17 protein-coding genes and 1 riboswitch are annotated in these 17,041 nt (G+C 46.8%); of the genes, 4 read left to right on the forward strand and 13 right to left on the reverse strand.

Annotation, left to right across the window (positions count from 1 at the left end; genetic code table 11):
• Positions 1-4 precede the first annotated feature (4 nt).
• The 6 genes from spoIIIAB to QMA39_RS06315 form a co-directional block, all read right to left on the reverse strand.
• On the reverse strand, positions 5-514 hold the full coding sequence (gene spoIIIAB / locus QMA39_RS06290; RefSeq protein WP_027955430.1) for a stage III sporulation protein SpoIIIAB: 510 nt from the start codon (positions 512-514) through the stop codon (positions 5-7).
• A complete protein-coding gene (gene spoIIIAA / locus QMA39_RS06295; protein WP_027955429.1) occupies positions 459-1,436 on the reverse strand; it encodes a stage III sporulation protein AA in 978 nt (325 codons plus the stop codon). The genes spoIIIAB and spoIIIAA overlap by 56 nt, the downstream gene beginning before the upstream one ends.
• Positions 1,437-1,632: 196 nt before the next feature.
• Complete coding sequence (gene efp, locus QMA39_RS06300; protein ID WP_027955428.1) at positions 1,633-2,190, reverse strand: elongation factor P; 558 nt, start codon at positions 2,188-2,190, stop codon at positions 1,633-1,635.
• Positions 2,191-2,211: 21 nt separating this feature from the next.
• Positions 2,212-3,276: a Xaa-Pro peptidase family protein gene (locus tag QMA39_RS06305; RefSeq protein WP_281658240.1), complete on the reverse strand. Its 1,065-nt coding sequence runs from the start codon at positions 3,274-3,276 to the stop codon at positions 2,212-2,214.
• A gap of 17 nt (positions 3,277-3,293) precedes the next feature.
• On the reverse strand, positions 3,294-3,734 hold the full coding sequence (aroQ, locus tag QMA39_RS06310) for a type II 3-dehydroquinate dehydratase (RefSeq protein WP_206935143.1): 441 nt from the start codon (positions 3,732-3,734) through the stop codon (positions 3,294-3,296).
• Positions 3,735-3,779: 45 nt separating this feature from the next.
• Positions 3,780-4,295 (reverse strand): YqhR family membrane protein, encoded by a 516-nt coding sequence (locus tag QMA39_RS06315; RefSeq protein ID WP_051254697.1) that lies wholly within the window; start codon positions 4,293-4,295, stop codon positions 3,780-3,782.
• Positions 4,296-4,632: 337 nt separating this feature from the next.
• Here QMA39_RS06315 and QMA39_RS06320 point away from each other — a divergent pair, with 337 nt between their 5' ends.
• Complete coding sequence (locus tag QMA39_RS06320; protein WP_027955425.1) at positions 4,633-5,037, forward strand: SA1362 family protein; 405 nt, start codon at positions 4,633-4,635, stop codon at positions 5,035-5,037.
• Positions 5,038-5,047: 10 nt separating this feature from the next.
• Here the strand turns inward: QMA39_RS06320 and QMA39_RS06325 are convergent, their stop codons facing one another.
• From QMA39_RS06325 to QMA39_RS06335, 3 genes are all read right to left on the reverse strand, one after another.
• Complete coding sequence (locus QMA39_RS06325) at positions 5,048-5,938, reverse strand: patatin-like phospholipase family protein (RefSeq protein WP_242520468.1); 891 nt, start codon at positions 5,936-5,938, stop codon at positions 5,048-5,050.
• 141 nt (positions 5,939-6,079) lie between these two features.
• Positions 6,080-6,511, reverse strand: coding sequence for a transcriptional regulator MntR (gene mntR, locus QMA39_RS06330; RefSeq protein ID WP_027955423.1), 432 nt, complete (start codon positions 6,509-6,511; stop codon positions 6,080-6,082).
• A gap of 158 nt (positions 6,512-6,669) precedes the next feature.
• Positions 6,670-9,240, reverse strand: a complete 2,571-nt coding sequence (locus QMA39_RS06335) for a vitamin B12-dependent ribonucleotide reductase (protein ID WP_051254691.1) — start codon at positions 9,238-9,240, stop codon at positions 6,670-6,672.
• Between the two features lie 371 nt (positions 9,241-9,611).
• Between QMA39_RS06335 and QMA39_RS06340 the strand changes: the two genes are divergently transcribed.
• Positions 9,612-9,992 carry a rhodanese-like domain-containing protein gene (locus QMA39_RS06340; RefSeq protein WP_027955421.1) on the forward strand — a complete coding sequence of 127 codons (381 nt, stop codon included), beginning with the start codon at positions 9,612-9,614 and terminating at the stop codon, positions 9,990-9,992.
• Between the two features lie 54 nt (positions 9,993-10,046).
• Here the strand turns inward: QMA39_RS06340 and gcvPB are convergent, their stop codons facing one another.
• The 3 genes from gcvPB to gcvT are packed head-to-tail and all read right to left on the reverse strand — an operon-like array spanning position 10,047 to position 13,971.
• On the reverse strand, positions 10,047-11,507 hold the full coding sequence (gene gcvPB, locus QMA39_RS06345) for an aminomethyl-transferring glycine dehydrogenase subunit GcvPB (RefSeq protein ID WP_027955420.1): 1,461 nt from the start codon (positions 11,505-11,507) through the stop codon (positions 10,047-10,049).
• Complete coding sequence (gene gcvPA / locus QMA39_RS06350; RefSeq protein ID WP_027955419.1) at positions 11,500-12,849, reverse strand: aminomethyl-transferring glycine dehydrogenase subunit GcvPA; 1,350 nt, start codon at positions 12,847-12,849, stop codon at positions 11,500-11,502. Before gcvPA ends, gcvPB begins: the two co-directional genes overlap by 8 nt.
• 21 nt (positions 12,850-12,870) lie before the next feature.
• Complete coding sequence (gene gcvT, locus QMA39_RS06355; RefSeq protein ID WP_281658241.1) at positions 12,871-13,971, reverse strand: glycine cleavage system aminomethyltransferase GcvT; 1,101 nt, start codon at positions 13,969-13,971, stop codon at positions 12,871-12,873.
• A 155-nt stretch (positions 13,972-14,126) separates the two neighbouring features.
• A riboswitch (glycine riboswitch) is annotated at positions 14,127-14,214 on the reverse strand.
• 160 nt (positions 14,215-14,374) lie between these two features.
• Between gcvT and QMA39_RS06360 the strand changes: the two genes are divergently transcribed.
• Together QMA39_RS06360 and QMA39_RS06365 are read left to right on the forward strand one after the other, a co-directional pair.
• Positions 14,375-16,018, forward strand: a complete 1,644-nt coding sequence (locus tag QMA39_RS06360; protein WP_206935150.1) for an SNF2-related protein — start codon at positions 14,375-14,377, stop codon at positions 16,016-16,018.
• On the forward strand, positions 16,015-16,830 hold the full coding sequence (locus QMA39_RS06365; protein ID WP_206935151.1) for a YqhG family protein: 816 nt from the start codon (positions 16,015-16,017) through the stop codon (positions 16,828-16,830). The genes QMA39_RS06360 and QMA39_RS06365 overlap by 4 nt, the downstream gene beginning before the upstream one ends.
• Before the next feature lie 15 nt (positions 16,831-16,845).
• On the opposite strand, the gene QMA39_RS06370 is transcribed toward QMA39_RS06365, so the two are convergent.
• Positions 16,846-17,031, reverse strand: a complete 186-nt coding sequence (locus QMA39_RS06370) for a YqzE family protein (RefSeq protein WP_027955415.1) — start codon at positions 17,029-17,031, stop codon at positions 16,846-16,848.
• Between the last annotated feature and the right edge of the window lie 10 nt (positions 17,032-17,041).

Raw genomic sequence — 17,041 nt, forward strand, 5'->3', positions numbered from 1 at the left:
CCTTCTATATAATTAAAATGATGACGAGAAGACCGCTTAAAACCCCCATCCCTCTGGCCATCTTCTGGTACTGCTCGCCTACCTCCAATGCTTCATGAAGGACTCTGTCTAAATGGTGGATGGTCAATTGGATCTGTTTCTGCTGCTGCTCCAGATCATGTTGTCCGAGGGTCCGGCCAAACTGAAGCAGAATTTCCATTTCTGTTTTGCCCATGGCATTCCAGGGCCAATGTTTTTTCAAGAGGGTTTCCCAGAGAACGGAAAAATCACGGCAGCTGTCCTGCTCTTTTTGAAGCTGCTCAAAAAATCCAGCTACCGGCATAGGCAGATGCCTCGATAAGGTTTCACACACCTCCCAGAGTGAAGACTGACCATAAACCATCTCCGCTTCAATCAGTTGAAGAGCATTTTTCCACTGTCTAATATGGCCGGGTCTTTTTTTGAACCGGGATGCAATTTCAAACCCGCCCAGTGTTGTAACGGTTAAAATGATGACGGCGCCGATCCACTCCATCCATCCGCCCTCCTTCCCCTTCACCAAGAACTTGTCCAAGGTGGTTATACACCTTCCACGTAATGACCGATCCTGCACGCAGACGTTCGAGTGTGATGTAACGTTCAAATACCTGGTCGTGCATAAGCTGCGAAACCGACGGTCGCCGGCTGACGGATTCCACCCCGTTACCATGCAGACTGCATATGACCTTCACTCCGGTATAAACCGCTTCCTGAACAGCAAGGGCATCCCTTTCACCGCCGATTTCATCGACGATTAAAACATCCGGGGACATGGAACGGATCATCATCATCATACCGTCCGCTTTTGGACAGGCATCCATCACATCGGTGCGGGTGCCGACATCCAGCTGCGGAACTCCCCGTAAACTGGCTGCTATTTCCGACCGCTCGTCCACAATGGCAACTTTTGACGGTGAATAGGAACCAGCTGCTGCGCCAATAACACAGGCAAGTTCACGGAGCAGTGTCGTTTTTCCGGAATGAGGCGGGCCTATGATCAAAACACTTCTCCATCCCATATCGTCATAAAGATAAGGAAGCAGAGAGGATACCTGCCCCCTCGTGGACCGAGCGACGCGGATGTTCATAAAAGAAATATGCTTCAGCGTCTCTACTTTATCTTCCTGTGTGTTCGCTTTGCCCGCCAGCCCAACGCGGTGGCCGCCTTCAATAGTAATAAACCCCTCTTTCAGTTCATCCTTAAATCGATAGAGAGAAAACTGGCTGATTTGGTTCAAAACGTAGGAGAGATGATCCGCGGTCATCGAGAGAGACTCTATAACGGAATAGCCTGAACTGCTGATCATCTCTATGGGGCGATCCACCCTTAAACGGATCTCCTGGACTCTCCTCCAATCCACCTGCTCTAGTAAAACCTTCTGAAATGAAGGCGGAAACAGACGTAATATCTCTTTCATCCTTCTCCTACTCCTTTATTTGGTTTACTTCATATGTATGTCCCACGTTTATACTTATGACAGGTCAAATCATATAAAAGTAGAAGAACATCAGCCCGTACTAGAGTTCTACTAGAGCGGGCATCTAATGCTAATAGGAGGGCGGACATAAAAAAAAGCGTGCTCCCAACGGGAACACGCTTGATGATCTATTTCATTACGCACGGGAGACATATTTGCCGTCTGTTGTGCTGATGAGTAGTACTTCTCCTTCATTAATGAAGAAAGGTACCTGAACCGATAATCCTGTTTCAAGCGTCGCAGGCTTCGTACCTCCGCTTGCCGTATCACCTTTGATGCCCGGTTCTGTTTCTGTTACTTTCAATTCAACGTTTTTCGGAAGCTCGACGCCGATCGTCTCACCCTGATATGACTGAATCTGAACTTCCATGTTTTCCTTCAAATAATTCAGCTGTTCCTGAATAGTCGCAGTAGGAATTTCCACCTGCTCATACGTTTCCATATCCATGAATGCGTGCATGTCCCCATTAGCGTAAAGGTACTGCATTTTACGGTTTTCAATATGAGCACGTTCTACTTTTTCTCCGCCGCGGAACGTTTTTTCCTGGATGTTTCCATTACGCAGGTTACGAAGCTTCGAACGAACAAAAGCAGCTCCCTTGCCCGGTTTTACGTGTTGGAATTCCATGACCTGCCAGATTCCACCATCTACTTCAATTGTTAAACCTGTACGAAAATCGTTTACTGAAATCATACGTTGCTCCTCCTTCTTTCCTTACAAAGTAATTAGCTCTTTCGTTGAATGACTCAGACGCTCGTTGCCGGTCTTCGTTACGATTGTGTCATCCTCAATACGGCATCCGCCGACATCCGGCACATAAATCCCCGGCTCTACAGTAACGACCATGCCTTCTTCAAGGATCGTCTGTTCAGAACGGAAGGAAAGCCCCGGACCCTCGTGAACATCAAGTCCAATACCATGGCCTGTCGAGTGCCCGAAATAGTCTCCGTATCCCTTTTCTTTAATATAGTCACGGGTGAGAGCATCCGCTTCCTTACCGGTAATGCCTGCTTTAATTCCTTCCATACCTCTTAACTGGGCCTGCAAAACCGTGTCATATATATCTCTAAGCTGATCACTGATTTCCCCAACAGCGACGGTTCTCGTAATATCAGAACAATACCCTTTATAAAGAGCACCAAAATCCAGCGTGACAAGTTCCCCCGACTGAATTTCCTTTTCCGACGCTGTGCCGTGCGGAAGAGCTGAGCGGTAACCGGACGCCACTATAATGTCAAAGCTGGAAGAGACAGCTCCCTGCTTCCTCATGAAAAATTCCAGTTCATTGGAAATATCAATTTCCTTCACACCTGGTTTTATGTAGCTTAGAATGTGGTCAAAAGCGTCATCGGCAATCTTAACAGCATCCTTTAATATACTAATCTCCTCATCGGTCTTAATCAAGCGTAATTTTTCAACGAGCCCTGAGGTTGGGACAAGTTCAGCATCCATCAACTGTTTGTACTGCTCGTAGGACGAATATGTAACGTGATCTTTTTCAAAGCCGATCCGTTTCAAACCAAGTTCCCTGGCTTTGGCAGCCGCCTCTTCGTGCAGGGGACGTTTATGCTCGATAATGTCGAACCCTTCCGTCTGATCTGCGGCCTGCTTGGTATATCGGAAGTCTGTAATTAGAAAAGCATCACGGTCTGTAATGAGCAAAGCTCCGGAAGAACCTGTAAAGCCGGAAAGGTAGCGTCTGTTTTTCGAACTCGTGATCAATAGTCCATCCAGTTCTTTTGAAGCAGCTGCTGTACGCAGTCCTGTCAATTTCATCATATTAGTGGTCTCCTCTCTCAATTCAGCTTTTGAATCAATCCTTCTACCGCCAGTCGATACCCATCGATTCCGAATCCTACGATCTGCCCTGCCGTGACAGGAGCAAGCATCGACGTGTGCCGGAAAGCTTCTCTCGCGTGGACGTTGGAAATGTGGATTTCAATGACAGGCAGGGAAACAGAACTCACTGCATCCCGAAGGGCTACACTCGTATGGGTGTAGGCAGCAGGATTAATGATGATGCCGTCCGCCATTCCTTCAGCCTGATGAATCCAGTCTACGAGATCCCCCTCGTGATTGGATTGGTAAGCCTCCACCTCGAAGCCGGCTTTCTGCGCGGTCTCTGTAACGAGCCGGACCACATCCTCAAGTGTACCGGTACCATATGTACCGGGCTCGCGGACACCCAGGCGGTTCAGGTTCGGCCCATTCAGTAAATAAATCTTCTTTTTCTCCATTCCATATCCCCACCGTTCCCCAAAGGATCATACATTTAAATCTTATCATACTCCCTCCTTATTTGAATAAGAATCTGCCGTTTGATTAAATTCATGATACTCATAAGATATGGAATACCCTACAAACACACCGTATAAGATAAATAAACAGGCCGTTGTCACCCACGTATCACTGCTCAGTTCCATGAAACCAGGGATCGCTGGAAACACAGGGGTTAACACAAAATAGACCACGCCCCACAGAAGCAGTCCGAAAATGGCGCCCGGCCAAATGCCTTTTCTTGATCTTAAAGTAAAGTAATAAACGAACGCCGTTCCGATTGAGAGAAGCGCAACAATCAGCACCGACAGAACTTCTGCGAGCCATGTTCCAGTCCAATCCGTCTGCCAGAAGGACCGGAATATAAAGGATGCTGCGGACACTTCCGTAAAATGAAAATAATAGGCGCCGGCACCCAGAGCACTCCATAAAAGCCCCCCGGCAAAACCTGTTGCTGCCGCTTTTGAGGCAACACTCTGCCGAGGCTCTTGCTTCCGTTGATCTTTAGTTTGTTCTGCCATCTCCATCACCTCTTTCCTCATTTTAACCAACCCGCATTTTTTCATGCCTGCTTTCATAATAGACCTAGTGATTCTTCTCCATTTGTTGTAAAATAAAGGTCCAGAGATACTTATCATGTTTCTAGTTTAGAGGTGACAGTCTAAAGGAAAGAAAAGAATAACCCCGAATCTTTCACCTGAACTTTGAGTATAAATACTGCATAAATTCATCTACTACGGAAACAATTGAAAATAGCACATACCCGCCACAGGAAATGATGAAAAGTGTACAATCCAGGGTATATATAACTAATAGATGTCGTACAGGTGACCTAATACTAGAAGGGAGGACATTGATATGCGTAACTGGATGACACCAGTCATGTACATTTTGATCGGGCTTGCCATTTTCTTTGTAGGCGTTCAGCTGTTTACCAATACATCAGGTTTCTTAACAAACATAGTGGTTATGATCGGGATGGCGGCTATCCTCTATGGAGCCATCTACTACTTCTTCCTCCGCGGACGCGGATTTGGCGGGGGTTCCGGCAACCGCAATGAAATGAAAAAATACAAACAGGCCGTTAAACAATCCAAACAGAAGTACAAACAGCCTGCACCGGTCGTTAAGAAAAGTCCGGCTGCCAAAACAGCTGTTAAATCCGCTCCGTTCCCACGCAAAAAAAGCAGAAGAACCAATGGGCCACAACTCCGGGTCATTGAAGGAAATAAAAACAAAGACAAAAATCGAGCCTCTTTTTAAAGGCTCGATTTTATTTTGTCCACCTTTTTAAAAACTCCAATGCATGCTGGCGTCCGTAATTCATCAAATGTTCCTTTTCCTCATTCGTCATATGAAAATCAGTGGTTTCAATGCCGCTTACAGGGATGAAAAGAATATCCTTACTGATGGATTTTGAAATGTAGCGGGAGTCATGAGCCCGCTGCATCGTTTTAAACAGCGCATGAAACATCTGGATGGCGTTTCTGATTTTCTGTTCAGGAAGCTTATCCGGCTCATCACTTAATTTTAAGCCGATTACTGGTCTCGTCCGGCACCCATCCTGCTTTTCCCATATCCACAGCGGAAAATTACTAAGGACCCCTCCATCGACAATCACTGATTTCCCACGCTTTCCATGAATCTTCACAGGAATGAAGAAATATGGAAGACTCGAGCTCATCCTTACAGCTTTTGCCACGGAAAAGGTAGCAGGATCAATGCCATAAGTGCTCTTCAAGTCATCAGGGAGGACGACGATCCTCCCTAAAGTAAGATCTGAACAGATAATCTTCAACGATCCGGGCCGGAGATCTGCAAACGTACGCACACCCTTTTCCTCCAGCCAGTGAGCCATTACGGTTTCCATCTGCGCTCCGTTGTATAGGCCGAGACGATAATACAGGAACAACCATTTCATAAAAGGGAAGACGCGGTCTGTCAGTGGAACATGGATCATCTCTTCAAAAGACATGGACATCAGACGGGATTTGATTTCCCCGGCTGTATAGCCCGCTGCTGTTAATGCTGCCAGAATCGCTCCTGCGGAGGTACCGGCAACACGTCTGAACACATAGCCCTGACTCTGCAGTTCCTCAACGGCTCCTATAAAAGCGAGTGCCTTCACCCCACCTCCAGAAAACACCCCATCTACTTTCACCATGCTTCACCCCGCTTTAATTCATTATAAACAGCGGGTCCACTAAATAGAACGCAGGTGGAAGAATTCCACCCTTCCTCAAAAACCCCTCCCATGAGCTGTTGGACACAAAAAAAAGACACGGACATCCGTGTCTCAGGCACTCTATTCGTTATTCTGGTCTTCGTTTTTCTTCTGCACTTCTCTCAAAGCTTCGACATACCCTTTATTCTCATCGAAGAACTGGACAAGATCGCCGATGCGGTCGATGGAATTCCAGCTCATATGGTGCTCAATACCTTCGACATCCTCATAGATGTTTTCCTTATCTACTCCGATCAGCTCCAGGAACTGTTCCAGCAGCTCGTGGCGATATACCAGCCGCTTCCCGATTTTTTTCCCTTTCGGAGTCAAAATCAATCCCCTGTATTTTTCATAATTCAAATACTGGTCGCGATCGAGTTTCTGGACCATCTTCGTCACGGAAGACGGGTGAACATCCAGGTTCTCAGCAATATCCGAGACGCGGGCATAACCCTTTTCTTCAATGAGTATATAAATTTGTTCAATATAATCTTCCATGCTTGGTGTTGGCATGATGAACCTCCAATACCCTGTCTTTATGTAGATATAACGCTTGTGATCTGCTGATGACTACATAGAAAAATGATACACTAGTTTCTTATGCGATACAAGCAGCCTCTGTTTAACATAAAAAACAGCCCTTCAAATCTGAAGGGCTGTTCTTTTATTTATTACAAACCGCACTTCAACTGAGCATTACAGTTGGTACATGTGTTACAGCCACCGATGTCTTCCACGGTTCCTTGACGGCAGACCGGGCATGTATCGCCGACTTCTGATCCGATTGTCACGTTAGTCTTATCCAGTTCATGAACTGTATCGACCAGGACAACACGAGGACGCTTGTCATCTTCAAACAGTTCCGTCTGCTCTCCATCAAAAGCGTTTTCCTCGGCTTTCAAAGTAAGCACCTGGCTGTCACGGCTCCCATCCACGTACACTGTACCACCTTTGGCACCGCCACGGTACAGGCGCTGATAGACGCTTTCCACTTGTTCGACCGTATATCCTTTCGGTGCATTGACCGTCTTGGAGATACTGCTGTCGACCCAGCGCTGAATGACGCACTGTGTATCAGCGTGGGCTTCCGGAGACATCGTCATCGCCGTCACAAACCATTCAGGAAGCTGCTCCGGATCCTGCTCTGGATGCGCATCCAGATACTCCTGAAGGATATCCGCCTTCACTTCAATAAACTTGCCTAAACGACCACTGCGGTAGTAGGAGAAAGAGAAGTATGGCTCAAGACCTGTACTCACTCCTACCATTGTTCCTGTACTTCCGGTTGGAGCTACAGTAAGCAGGTGGGAGTTACGGATTCCATAAGCCAGAACATCCTGTCGAATGTCTTCCGGCATCTGCTTCATATACCCTGTCTGAATAAAGTTTTCACGAAGCTGTCGTGTTTCATCATCCGTTGCTCCGACAAGGAACGGGAAGCTGCCTTTCTCCTTTGCAAGTTCAATGGATGCGCGGTAGGCGGTTACAGCAATCGTTTCGAAGATTTCATCCACCAGTTTGTTGCCTTCTTCTGATCCATAGGTTGTTTCACAATAGATCAGAAGATCATGGAGACCCATGACACCCAGGCCTACACGACGCTCACCAAGGGCCTGTACTTTATTTTCTTCCAGGAAGTAAGGAGTAGCATCAATCACGTTATCCTGCATACGGACACCGCGTTTAACGGTTTGTTTAAGCTTGTCAAAATCAACCGTTTTATTTTCCTTATCCGCTACAGACGCCAGGTTTACAGCAGCCAGGTTACAGACGGAATATGGTGCAAGCGGCTGTTCCCCGCATGGGTTGGTCGCAACGACCTTCTGTCCATAAGCTGTGGCATTTGTCTTTTCGTTGGCATTATCAATAAAGAAAATCCCCGGTTCTGCTGAATACGTCGCGCAGACATTGATCAGATTCCACAGCTCTTTCGCTTTAATGGATTTGTAGGCACGCACACCGAAGCCGCGTTTTTCCCACTCACGTACATCGCCGCTCTCATGCCATTCTTCATTATAGGCGTTCATTTCCTCCGCTGTGTAATTCTCTACATCAGGGAAACGAAGCTGGTATTCGTCGTCGTTTTCCACGGCTTCCATGAACTCATTCGTAATACAGACGGAAATGTTGGCTCCTGTCAGGAATTCTGAATTATGAACGGAATACGTCCCGCCGAGAGCCAGTTTTTCCTGTGCTTCCTGCACGCTTTGATCTGTAAAACCACCCTGACCCTGAATGTGCTTGTAATTGACCACACTTTGATAAAGGTCTTTTTCCACTTCGGTCAACGGCGTGAATTTCAGCTTATCCTTCGCCAGTTGTTTAATAGTTTCGTCTTCCGTGTTTTCGATGAGAAAACGGAGGATACGCGGGTTCTGCATCTTGGAAATAATGAATTCAAGAATGTCCGGATGCCAGTCTGCCAGCATGATCATCTGGGCACCGCGTCTGGATCCTCCCTGCTCCACCAAGTGGGTCAGTTTAGCAATATCATCAAGCCATGAAACGGAACCGGATGACTTCCCGTTCACCCCGCGGGCGAGCGTGTTCCTCGGGCGCAAGGTCGATCCGTTCGTCCCGACACCACCGCCGCGTGACATGATTTCCATGACTTGTTTACGGTGATCGGAAATACCCTCCCGTGAATCCTGGATATAAGGCATCACGTAACAGTTGAAGTAGGTCACATCCGTGTTGGATCCTGCTCCGTACAGCACACGGCCGGCAGGAATGAAGTTCAGGCTGGATAGCTCCTCGTAAAATTCCTCAAAGCTCTGCGTCTGTCTTTCCGGATCTGTTTCAACCTCTGATAGTCCTGTCGCATTTCTTAAAGCAATTTGCTCATAATAGACTTCCAGCGGTTTATCGATGGTATCAAGATTTCGTTTGATGACACCGGTCTCTCTTTCTTCCTCACGGTCGAGAACGTTCACGAACTCATCTTCCACTTTTACAAACGCTTCATGGGTCTGCCAGTCAACGGACTGAATGAAACCGAAGCCGCGGGCTGGAAACTTTGGATCGTCCTTTACAGTAAGTACGACAAAATCCCCTTCGGACAACGTAAGCTTTTCTGTATCTTTGAACGCATAACGGTCCAGCATGACAAGCCTGGATACCCCTTTGTGGGTAATGGACATGTTGTCCGTAACCGGGTGGACCTGTGGGAACTGTCTGATATCGGCATTCAGCCGGTCTATGTTGATTTTTGTATGCACGTCTTTAGAAGTTGTAGTCTGCATGTTCGCATCTCTCCCTTATCTTGAAAAAGCCAATTCCATAATTGATATATGTAACATACCACATATACAGATTTTTAATCAATATATTGTGTTTGTTTATTATTCGATCACCATATATTGTGTTATTGAACGAATGTGTTGAAATTTGTCAATCAGAAAATCGTAAGATACAGGTAGAAAAAAGCAGGGAATAAGAGGAAAGCACCTCTCATGTCTTTTTTTTTCGATTTTTCCTGTCTTGCATCTGTTAAATCGATATAATCCCCTTCAAAACGGCATTTTTTTCAGGAAGAAAGAAAAATTTTTTTGAAATACCTGTCCTTCCCTTCTATAATAGATAAAAGAATAGAGAAAACAGGGGGGAAATGAAAATGGAATTATGGATCTTACTCGGAGCACTAGTTCTACTTATTGCTTTCGGTTTGTATAGATTCTTCAAGACAAGAAAAATCTTGAACACGATATCTGAAGAAGAATTCCGTCAGGGTTACCGCAAAGCTCAGCTGATAGATGTCCGTGAACCAAAGGAATTTGACGGGGGTCACATCCTCGGAGCGAGAAATATTCCGCTCTCACAGCTGAACAACAGGCTCGTGGAAATCCGCAAGGACAAACCCGTCTACTTGTACTGCCAGAGCGGCGCAAGGTCTGCACGTGCGGCAATGACCCTTCATAAAAAAGGGTACAATGACCTGAACATGCTTGAAGGCGGCTTCAAGAAATGGACCGGTAAAATCAAAACGAAGAAATAACAGAACATATCTCAAAACAGGAAAACCGGCTCCCGCGAAGGGGCCGGTTTTTCTCTATTCCATCGGGTGACGAAGAACAGGCTTTCTTGCCGCCTGAGTTTCATCCATTCGGCTTACAATTGTCGTATGAGGAGCTTCCTGAACCGTCTCGGGCTCTTCTTCTGCTTCCTTGGCTATTTGAAGCATACGGTCGATGAAGTCATCAAGAGTTTCCTTGGACTCCGTTTCCGTCGGCTCAATCATCAACGCTTCTTCAACATTGATCGGGAAATAGATCGTCGGCGGATGATAGCCGAAATCAAGCAGGCGCTTGGCCATATCCAGTGTTCGTACGCCGAGTTTTTTCTGACGGCGGCCCGACAGAATAAATTCATGCTTACAGTGCCTGTCAAAAGGAAGATCGAATGCTTCCTGCAGTCTGCGCATCATATAGTTGGCGTTCAAAACAGCGTACTCACTTACTTTTTTCAACCCTTCCGGCCCCATGGTGCGAATGTACGTGTAGGCTCGTACATTGATTCCGAAATTCCCGTAATAAGGCTTCACCCGGCCGATGGAACGGGGACGATCGTCATCAAATTTGTACCGGCCGTCTTTTTTCGTAAGAATCGGTTTTGGAAGAAACGGCTCAAGCTCTGCCGTAACACCCACCGGACCTGATCCCGGACCACCACCGCCGTGAGGGCCTGTGAAGGTCTTATGCAGGTTCAAGTGGACAACATCAAAGCCCATATCCCCCGGCCTTGCATACCCTAATATAGCATTCAGGTTGGCGCCGTCGTAATACAACCTGCCACCCGCTTCATGGACGATGGCCGCCATTTCTTCGATATCCTCTTCAAACAGACCGAGCGTGTTCGGGTTTGTCAGCATAAGTGCAGCTGTCTGTTCGTCTACGACACGCTTCAGGTCTTCAAGGTCCACTAATCCCCGTTCGTCTGATTTTACCGTCACGGCTTCGAATCCAGCTACCGTAGCAGAAGCAGGGTTTGTCCCGTGGGCAGAATCAGGCACAATAACTTTTGTTCGCTGATGATCACCATTCGCCTCATGGAAGGCACGAATCATCATCAGTCCTGTCCATTCGCCATGAGCACCTGCCGCAGGCTGAAGCGTGACGGTATCCATTCCTGTAATTTCCACCAGCGATTCCTGGAGATCATACATGAGGTGGAGCGCCCCCTGAACCGTTTCCTCCGGCTGGTATGGATGGATATGGCTGAATCCAGCCAGTCTGGCTACATCTTCATTCATTTTCGGATTGTATTTCATCGTACACGATCCAAGAGGATAAAATCCGGAGTCCACCCCGTGGTTACGTTTGGACAGACCTGTGTAATGCCGCATAATCTGCAGTTCACTGACCTCCGGCAGTTGAGGTGCGTCCTGTCTCACGTACGCATCTTCAAACATCTCATCAATATCGGTATCCGGCACATCCAGTTCAGGAAGACTGAACCCTGTCCGGCTCTCCTGGCTCCATTCAAAAATTAATGGAAAGTCTTGATTAGCCATTCAAATCCCCCATTTCCCCTGCGAAGGTGTCGATTTCTTCTTTTGTACGGATTTCAGTAACAGCAACCAGCATACAGCCTGCCAGACGCTCCTCCGTCCGTCCAAGGTCATATCCTCCGATGAACCCTTTCTCGAGCAGCTGTTGATTGATGTCTTTCACAGGCTTCTTCAACCGGATGACCAGCTCATTGAAAAAGGCTCCCTTATACAAAACTTCGATGCCCCTGGCTTGAAGCTGTTGTTTCATGTATAACGTCTTCTTAATGTTCATCGCCGCCATCTTCTTCAATCCCTGTTTTCCTATGGACGACAAAGCAACAGAAGCCGCCAGCGCATTCAATGCCTGGTTGGAACAGATGTTGGAGGTCGCCTTATCCCGGCGGATATGCTGTTCGCGGGCTTGAAGGGTAAGGACGAAACCTCTGCGTCCATCCTCATCCACCGTCTGTCCGACAAGCCGGCCCGGCACTTTTCTCATCAGCTTTTTCGTTGTTGCAAAATAACCGCAGTGCGGACCGCCATACTGAGCAGGAATTCCAAACACTTGAGCATCGCCAACGACAATATCAGAGCCAAACGCTCCAGGAGGAGTTAAGTACCCGAGCGCAAGCGGATTGCTTGAAGTAATCATCATCGCCTTTTTCTGCTTGTCTACGAGGCGGCGGATAGACTCAAGCGGCTCCACCTGGCCGAAGAAATTGGGATATTGAACGACTACTCCAGCTGTATCTTCATCGAGGTGATGGTCCAGCTGTTCAAGGTCTGTCAAGCCTTCCTTGTGATCGATTTCGATAATTTCAACCCCCGGCCCCTTGGCGTAGGAATGAATCACAGCGAGAGATTCTGGATGGACGGCTTTGGATACAAGCACTTTTTTCTTTTTCGTCTGTCCAGCAGCAAGGTTAACGGCTTCTGCCAGTGCTGTTCCGCCATCATACATAGAAGAGTTGGCCACATCCATGCCTGTCAATTCACAAATCATCGTTTGAAATTCAAAGATGGCCTGCAGCTCCCCCTGGGATATTTCCGGCTGATAAGGGGTGTAAGCTGTATAAAATTCAGACCTTGATATGACGTGGTCAACAATGGAAGGAATGTAATGATCATAAACCCCTGCTCCAAGAAAAGACGTATGGGATTTGAGATTGACGTTCCGACCGGCTGTATCCGCCAGTTCTTTCATCAACTGGTATTCATTTTTCGGCGGCTTAATATTCAAATCACCTTGAAACCTTATGCGTTCAGGAATATCAGCAAACAATTCTTCAGATGTCTGGACACCGATGGTCTCAAGCATTTCTTTTTTATCTTTTTCCGTCATAGGCAAATATCGAAATTCCATTGTTCCATCCCCCTCAGGTATTTATCTTTTGTAGAAAGGTGTCGGGACGACCCTGGCCTTCAGGCGTCTCTTCCGCACCTGAACAGTTACTTCTGTCCCTTCCTCTGTATACGCACGGTTAAGAAGCGCGAGTCCGACATTTTTACCTAAGGTCGGCGACTGGGTCCCGGTTGTTACAAAACCAATCTTCGCATCTCTGTCATACACCTCATAATGAGTACGCGGAATACCTTTATCGAGCATTTCAATACCGACCAGCTTCCGATCGGGCCCCTCTTTTTTCTGTTTCATGAGAGTTTCCTTTCCAATGAAATCCTCTTCTTTCTTTATTTTGACGGCAAAATTCAGACCGGCTTCAATCGGTGTAATATCTCTGCTCAACTCCTGTCCGTAAAGAGCGAGATTCGCTTCAAACCTGAGCGTATCTCTTGCACCGAGACCGATCGGACGCAGCCCTTCCGGCTCACCTGCTTTTAATAAAACCTGCCAGAGATCCGGTCCTGAAGCTGAAGGAAGATAGATTTCAAATCCATCCTCCCCTGTGTAACCTGTACGGGAAACAATGGCGCTGTCTTTCACTCCATCAACGGAAACGCCCTGTTCAAATCGGAAAAACTTAATGGCGGACACATCTGTGTCCGTGAGCTTCTGTAGAATCTTTTCTGCCTTCGGCCCTTGGACAGCCAGTTGAACATATGCATCGGAAACGTCTCTCACTGACACATCGCCCTCTGCGTGACGTTGAAGCCATTCAAAATCCTTTTCCCTGTTCGCCGCATTAACGACTAATAGATACGTGTTTTCAGAAAGGTGATAAACGATCAAATCATCAACCGTCCCGCCATTTTCATAGCACATAATCGTGTACTGCGCTTTTCCAGGGACGAGCTTAGAAGCATCGTTCGTCAGCATTTTCTGCAGAAAAGCCAGGCTGTCGGATCCTTCGATCATGATTTCCCCCATGTGAGACACATCAAAAAGACCAGCCGCATTTCTTGTCGCAGCATGCTCATCTTTAATGCCGGAGAAATGCACCGGCAGATCCCAGCCTCCGAAATCAATGGTTTTCGCTCCAAGCTTTTCATACTCTGCATATAAAGGTGTTCGTTTCAATTCTGTCAATTCAACCACTCCTTTACGTCGTTCTGCCCATAAAAAAAGAGACTCCTCCGCTATGAGCGGGAGTCTCTGTCCGTGAACCAGAAAGTTTCACACCTGTAGAGGGTGTTTGCTTCTTGGGTGGTCTGCCCGTAGAAGGCAGACGCTCTCCAGAGCTGCGTCCTGCAGAGGTCTTTTTGCCTGAGAGATTCACAATTCTGCTTGCTCCTTCGGCGCCCTTACAAGGGTCTCTCCCTCTGCAGTCATTCGCGTTTGTATTTTCCTAGATTTTACCGGGCATACTATCGTGTAATGTATGGATGACACATCTTTTCCCGTTCATTATATCACGCGTCTCCAGCAAAGAACACGAAAATTCTACAACAATTCACAATCTTAAAATATCGGAATACGGAGGGTTGTTTCCATGTTTACTATTCATCCAGATCAAACGTTCATTCACTCTCTGTCCAGCCACCTTGACCAATCGGAACATCTGGCCTCCTGGGAAGGATTTAAACTGGCCTACCAGGCCGCCCAATTCAAAACCGTGCCGGAATTCGGGGGTCTGCTTGCGCTTGATCACCTTCCTCATGTGGACTTTATGGATCATCAGGTAGAAGCGGCTGAAACCGTCGTACACCATATGAACGGCCGTGCGATTCTGGCTGATGAGGTCGGACTCGGAAAAACATTGGAAGCCGGACTGATTTTAAAAGAATACATGATTCGAGGCCGAGCTGAAAAAGTTCTCATACTTACTCCTGCATCCCTCGTCAATCAGTGGATTCAGGAATTGAATGAGAAATTCTACATCCAGGCAGCATCCCCGAGAAAAAAGCAGGCATCCTGGAAAGAATGGGATGTGGCGGTTACATCCATTGATATGGCTAAAAGGGACCATCACAGGGAGGAGATTCTTTCCCAGGAATACGATTTCATCATCATTGATGAAGCCCATAAGCTGAAGAATCATCAAACGAAGAATTATCAGTTTGTCCAGTCTTTAAAAAAGACCTACTGCCTTCTTCTCACAGCCACCCCCATTCAGAATAAACTGAGTGACTTATTTAACCTTGTATCCATCCTGAAGCCCGGATATTTAGGAAACCTGACGGACTTTAAAAAGAAATATCAAAAGCATGCCCAGGAAGAAGAGCATATCCAGCATATCCACTCCCTTGTCGGTCAGCTTATGATCCGCAACCGCAGAAAGGATACAGGGCTGGATTCCTCTAAACGCAGAGTGAGGAATGAAAGACTGACGTTTACAAATGAAGAAGCCGAACTGTACCAATCCCTTGAACAGTTAAAAGCTGATCATCCTTCGTTCACATGGCTGACCCTGGCCAAAGAGCTGTGTTCTTCAAGGGAAGCCTGTTACATGTCTTTGAACCAATTGAAGAAGAAAGCCCCACCTGAAAAACAAGCGGTTTATGATGATTTCATTGAGGCCCTCGGCCGTCTTCCCCACCACATTAAAGCTGAACGTATGGTGGATCTGATAAAGGAAAAAGAAGAGAAATTCATCGTTTTCACCGAATACAGAGCCACCCAGTTTTACCTGCAGTGGTATTTACAGCAGCATGGGATCACCTCTGTTCCATTCAGCGGGAAATTTAACAAGAGCAAGCGTGACTGGATGAAACAGCTTTTTCAAAACAAAGCACAGGTGATGGTCGCCACAGAAGCAGGCGGAGAGGGCATCAACCTCCAGTTCTGCCACCATATGATCAACTATGACCTCCCCTGGAATCCCATGCGTCTTGAACAGCGGATTGGAAGAATCCATCGTTTCGGACAAAAGTATGATGTAAACATTTACAATTTTGCTGTAGAAAACACGATTGAGGACCACATTATGCACATGCTATACGAAAAAATTGAGGTCTTTAAGAATGCGGTCGGGGATTTGGATCACATCTTGGAGCAGATTCCCGGCGGGACGTTTGAGCAGCAGATACAGTCGATTGTCAAACAGTCCGAAAGTCAGGGGGAAATGGACATTAAGTTAAAAAATCTTGTCAGTTACGTTGAACATACGGTTAATGAAAGGAGAGAATCCAGTTGAGTGTTCCCCACCCCTACGCTGCATTTGTTGAACATTTTTTCGCCGCATATAACTGTCCGGTTCTTGAAAAAGGTCCGACTCATTTCACCGTCCAGTTGACGAGTGAGATGGATGAAGAGATCATGAACCGCCCCTTTTACTGGCACTATATGAAAAAAATGGGCCGCGAAGGCGAACCGATGCGCCTCACGTTCACCCAGACGGATGGGAGTCAGAAACAAGGCATCTACCTTCATGCCGGAACACCTAAACTGCATGCCCTCTATCAAACAGCCATCAATAAAGGAAAAACTGCACGGCTGTATGAGCGGATCCCGCCGGAGAATGCAGGTCATACAGCTGTAAGTCCGTGGCTTGTCGTCAACTTCCTGCTGCATTACCGAGGGAAACAGGCACGGGATGAGCCACTATCTATCGGATTGAATCTCATTCATGGAACGATGATGCTGAAGATGATGGAAAAACTGGAAATGGTCCCGTTTGGAAACACTGTATCAGACTATACGTTTCCCATGACGCCTGTCATTTCTCTTTCCAACGCATACAGACGGATGGAAAAGCACGTGGAGACGTATATTTCATCACAAAATAATCAATGGGCTGTGGAATCCCATCAACATTTACAAAGAGAAACAGCGCTGCTTGAGTCCTTTTATGCGTCGGAAGACATCGATCTCGAGTCGTTCACGAAAGAACGTGACCAGATGGATACCCGCTATAAGCCCTGCATTAAGCTTGAAGTGGTTAATGGAGGTTTGTTTTATATTTCTCAGGAAACAAGTGCTCCCTGGATCCATCAAAAAAGCCGCTGATGACCAGCGGCTTTTTCAATGATGAGAGATGTTCCGTTTCCTTTTGAACATGCGTATGGCAAGGGGAATCAATCCAAACCAGTAAACAGACGATTTCTTTGAAGGTTTTTCCCGCTTTCGCTGTTTCTTTTCTTCTTTGGACAACTGCATGTATTTGACCATTTCCTGAGTCAAAAACTTTACATAATCATTTTGGTTCATAAAATCCCCT

It is taken from the genome of Halobacillus sp. Cin3, from assembly GCF_947311855.1.
GTDB lineage: Bacteria > Bacillota > Bacilli > Bacillales > Halobacillaceae > Halobacillus > Halobacillus kuroshimensis.

Coding starts and splice junctions, on each gene's coding strand:
- aroQ (WP_206935143.1), bottom strand. CDS start 3,734: ATGGAGAAAAAGAAGATTTATTTACTGAATGGGCCGAACCTGAACCGC.
- efp (WP_027955428.1), bottom strand. CDS start 2,190: ATGATTTCAGTAAACGATTTTCGTACAGGTTTAACAATTGAAGTAGAT.
- QMA39_RS06335 (WP_051254691.1), bottom strand. CDS start 9,240: ATGCAGACTACAACTTCTAAAGACGTGCATACAAAAATCAACATAGAC.
- spoIIIAB (WP_027955430.1), bottom strand. CDS start 514: ATGGAGTGGATCGGCGCCGTCATCATTTTAACCGTTACAACACTGGGC.
- mntR (WP_027955423.1), bottom strand. CDS start 6,511: ATGCCAACACCAAGCATGGAAGATTATATTGAACAAATTTATATACTC.
- QMA39_RS06315 (WP_051254697.1), bottom strand. CDS start 4,295: ATGGCAGAACAAACTAAAGATCAACGGAAGCAAGAGCCTCGGCAGAGT.
- gcvPA (WP_027955419.1), bottom strand. CDS start 12,849: ATGGAATTTCGATATTTGCCTATGACGGAAAAAGATAAAAAAGAAATG.
- QMA39_RS06370 (WP_027955415.1), bottom strand. CDS start 17,031: ATGAACCAAAATGATTATGTAAAGTTTTTGACTCAGGAAATGGTCAAA.
- gcvPB (WP_027955420.1), bottom strand. CDS start 11,507: ATGGCTAATCAAGACTTTCCATTAATTTTTGAATGGAGCCAGGAGAGC.
- QMA39_RS06320 (WP_027955425.1), top strand. CDS start 4,633: ATGCGTAACTGGATGACACCAGTCATGTACATTTTGATCGGGCTTGCC.
- QMA39_RS06360 (WP_206935150.1), top strand. CDS start 14,375: ATGTTTACTATTCATCCAGATCAAACGTTCATTCACTCTCTGTCCAGC.
- spoIIIAA (WP_027955429.1), bottom strand. CDS start 1,436: ATGAAAGAGATATTACGTCTGTTTCCGCCTTCATTTCAGAAGGTTTTA.
- QMA39_RS06305 (WP_281658240.1), bottom strand. CDS start 3,276: ATGATGAAATTGACAGGACTGCGTACAGCAGCTGCTTCAAAAGAACTG.
- QMA39_RS06340 (WP_027955421.1), top strand. CDS start 9,612: ATGGAATTATGGATCTTACTCGGAGCACTAGTTCTACTTATTGCTTTC.
- QMA39_RS06325 (WP_242520468.1), bottom strand. CDS start 5,938: ATGGTGAAAGTAGATGGGGTGTTTTCTGGAGGTGGGGTGAAGGCACTC.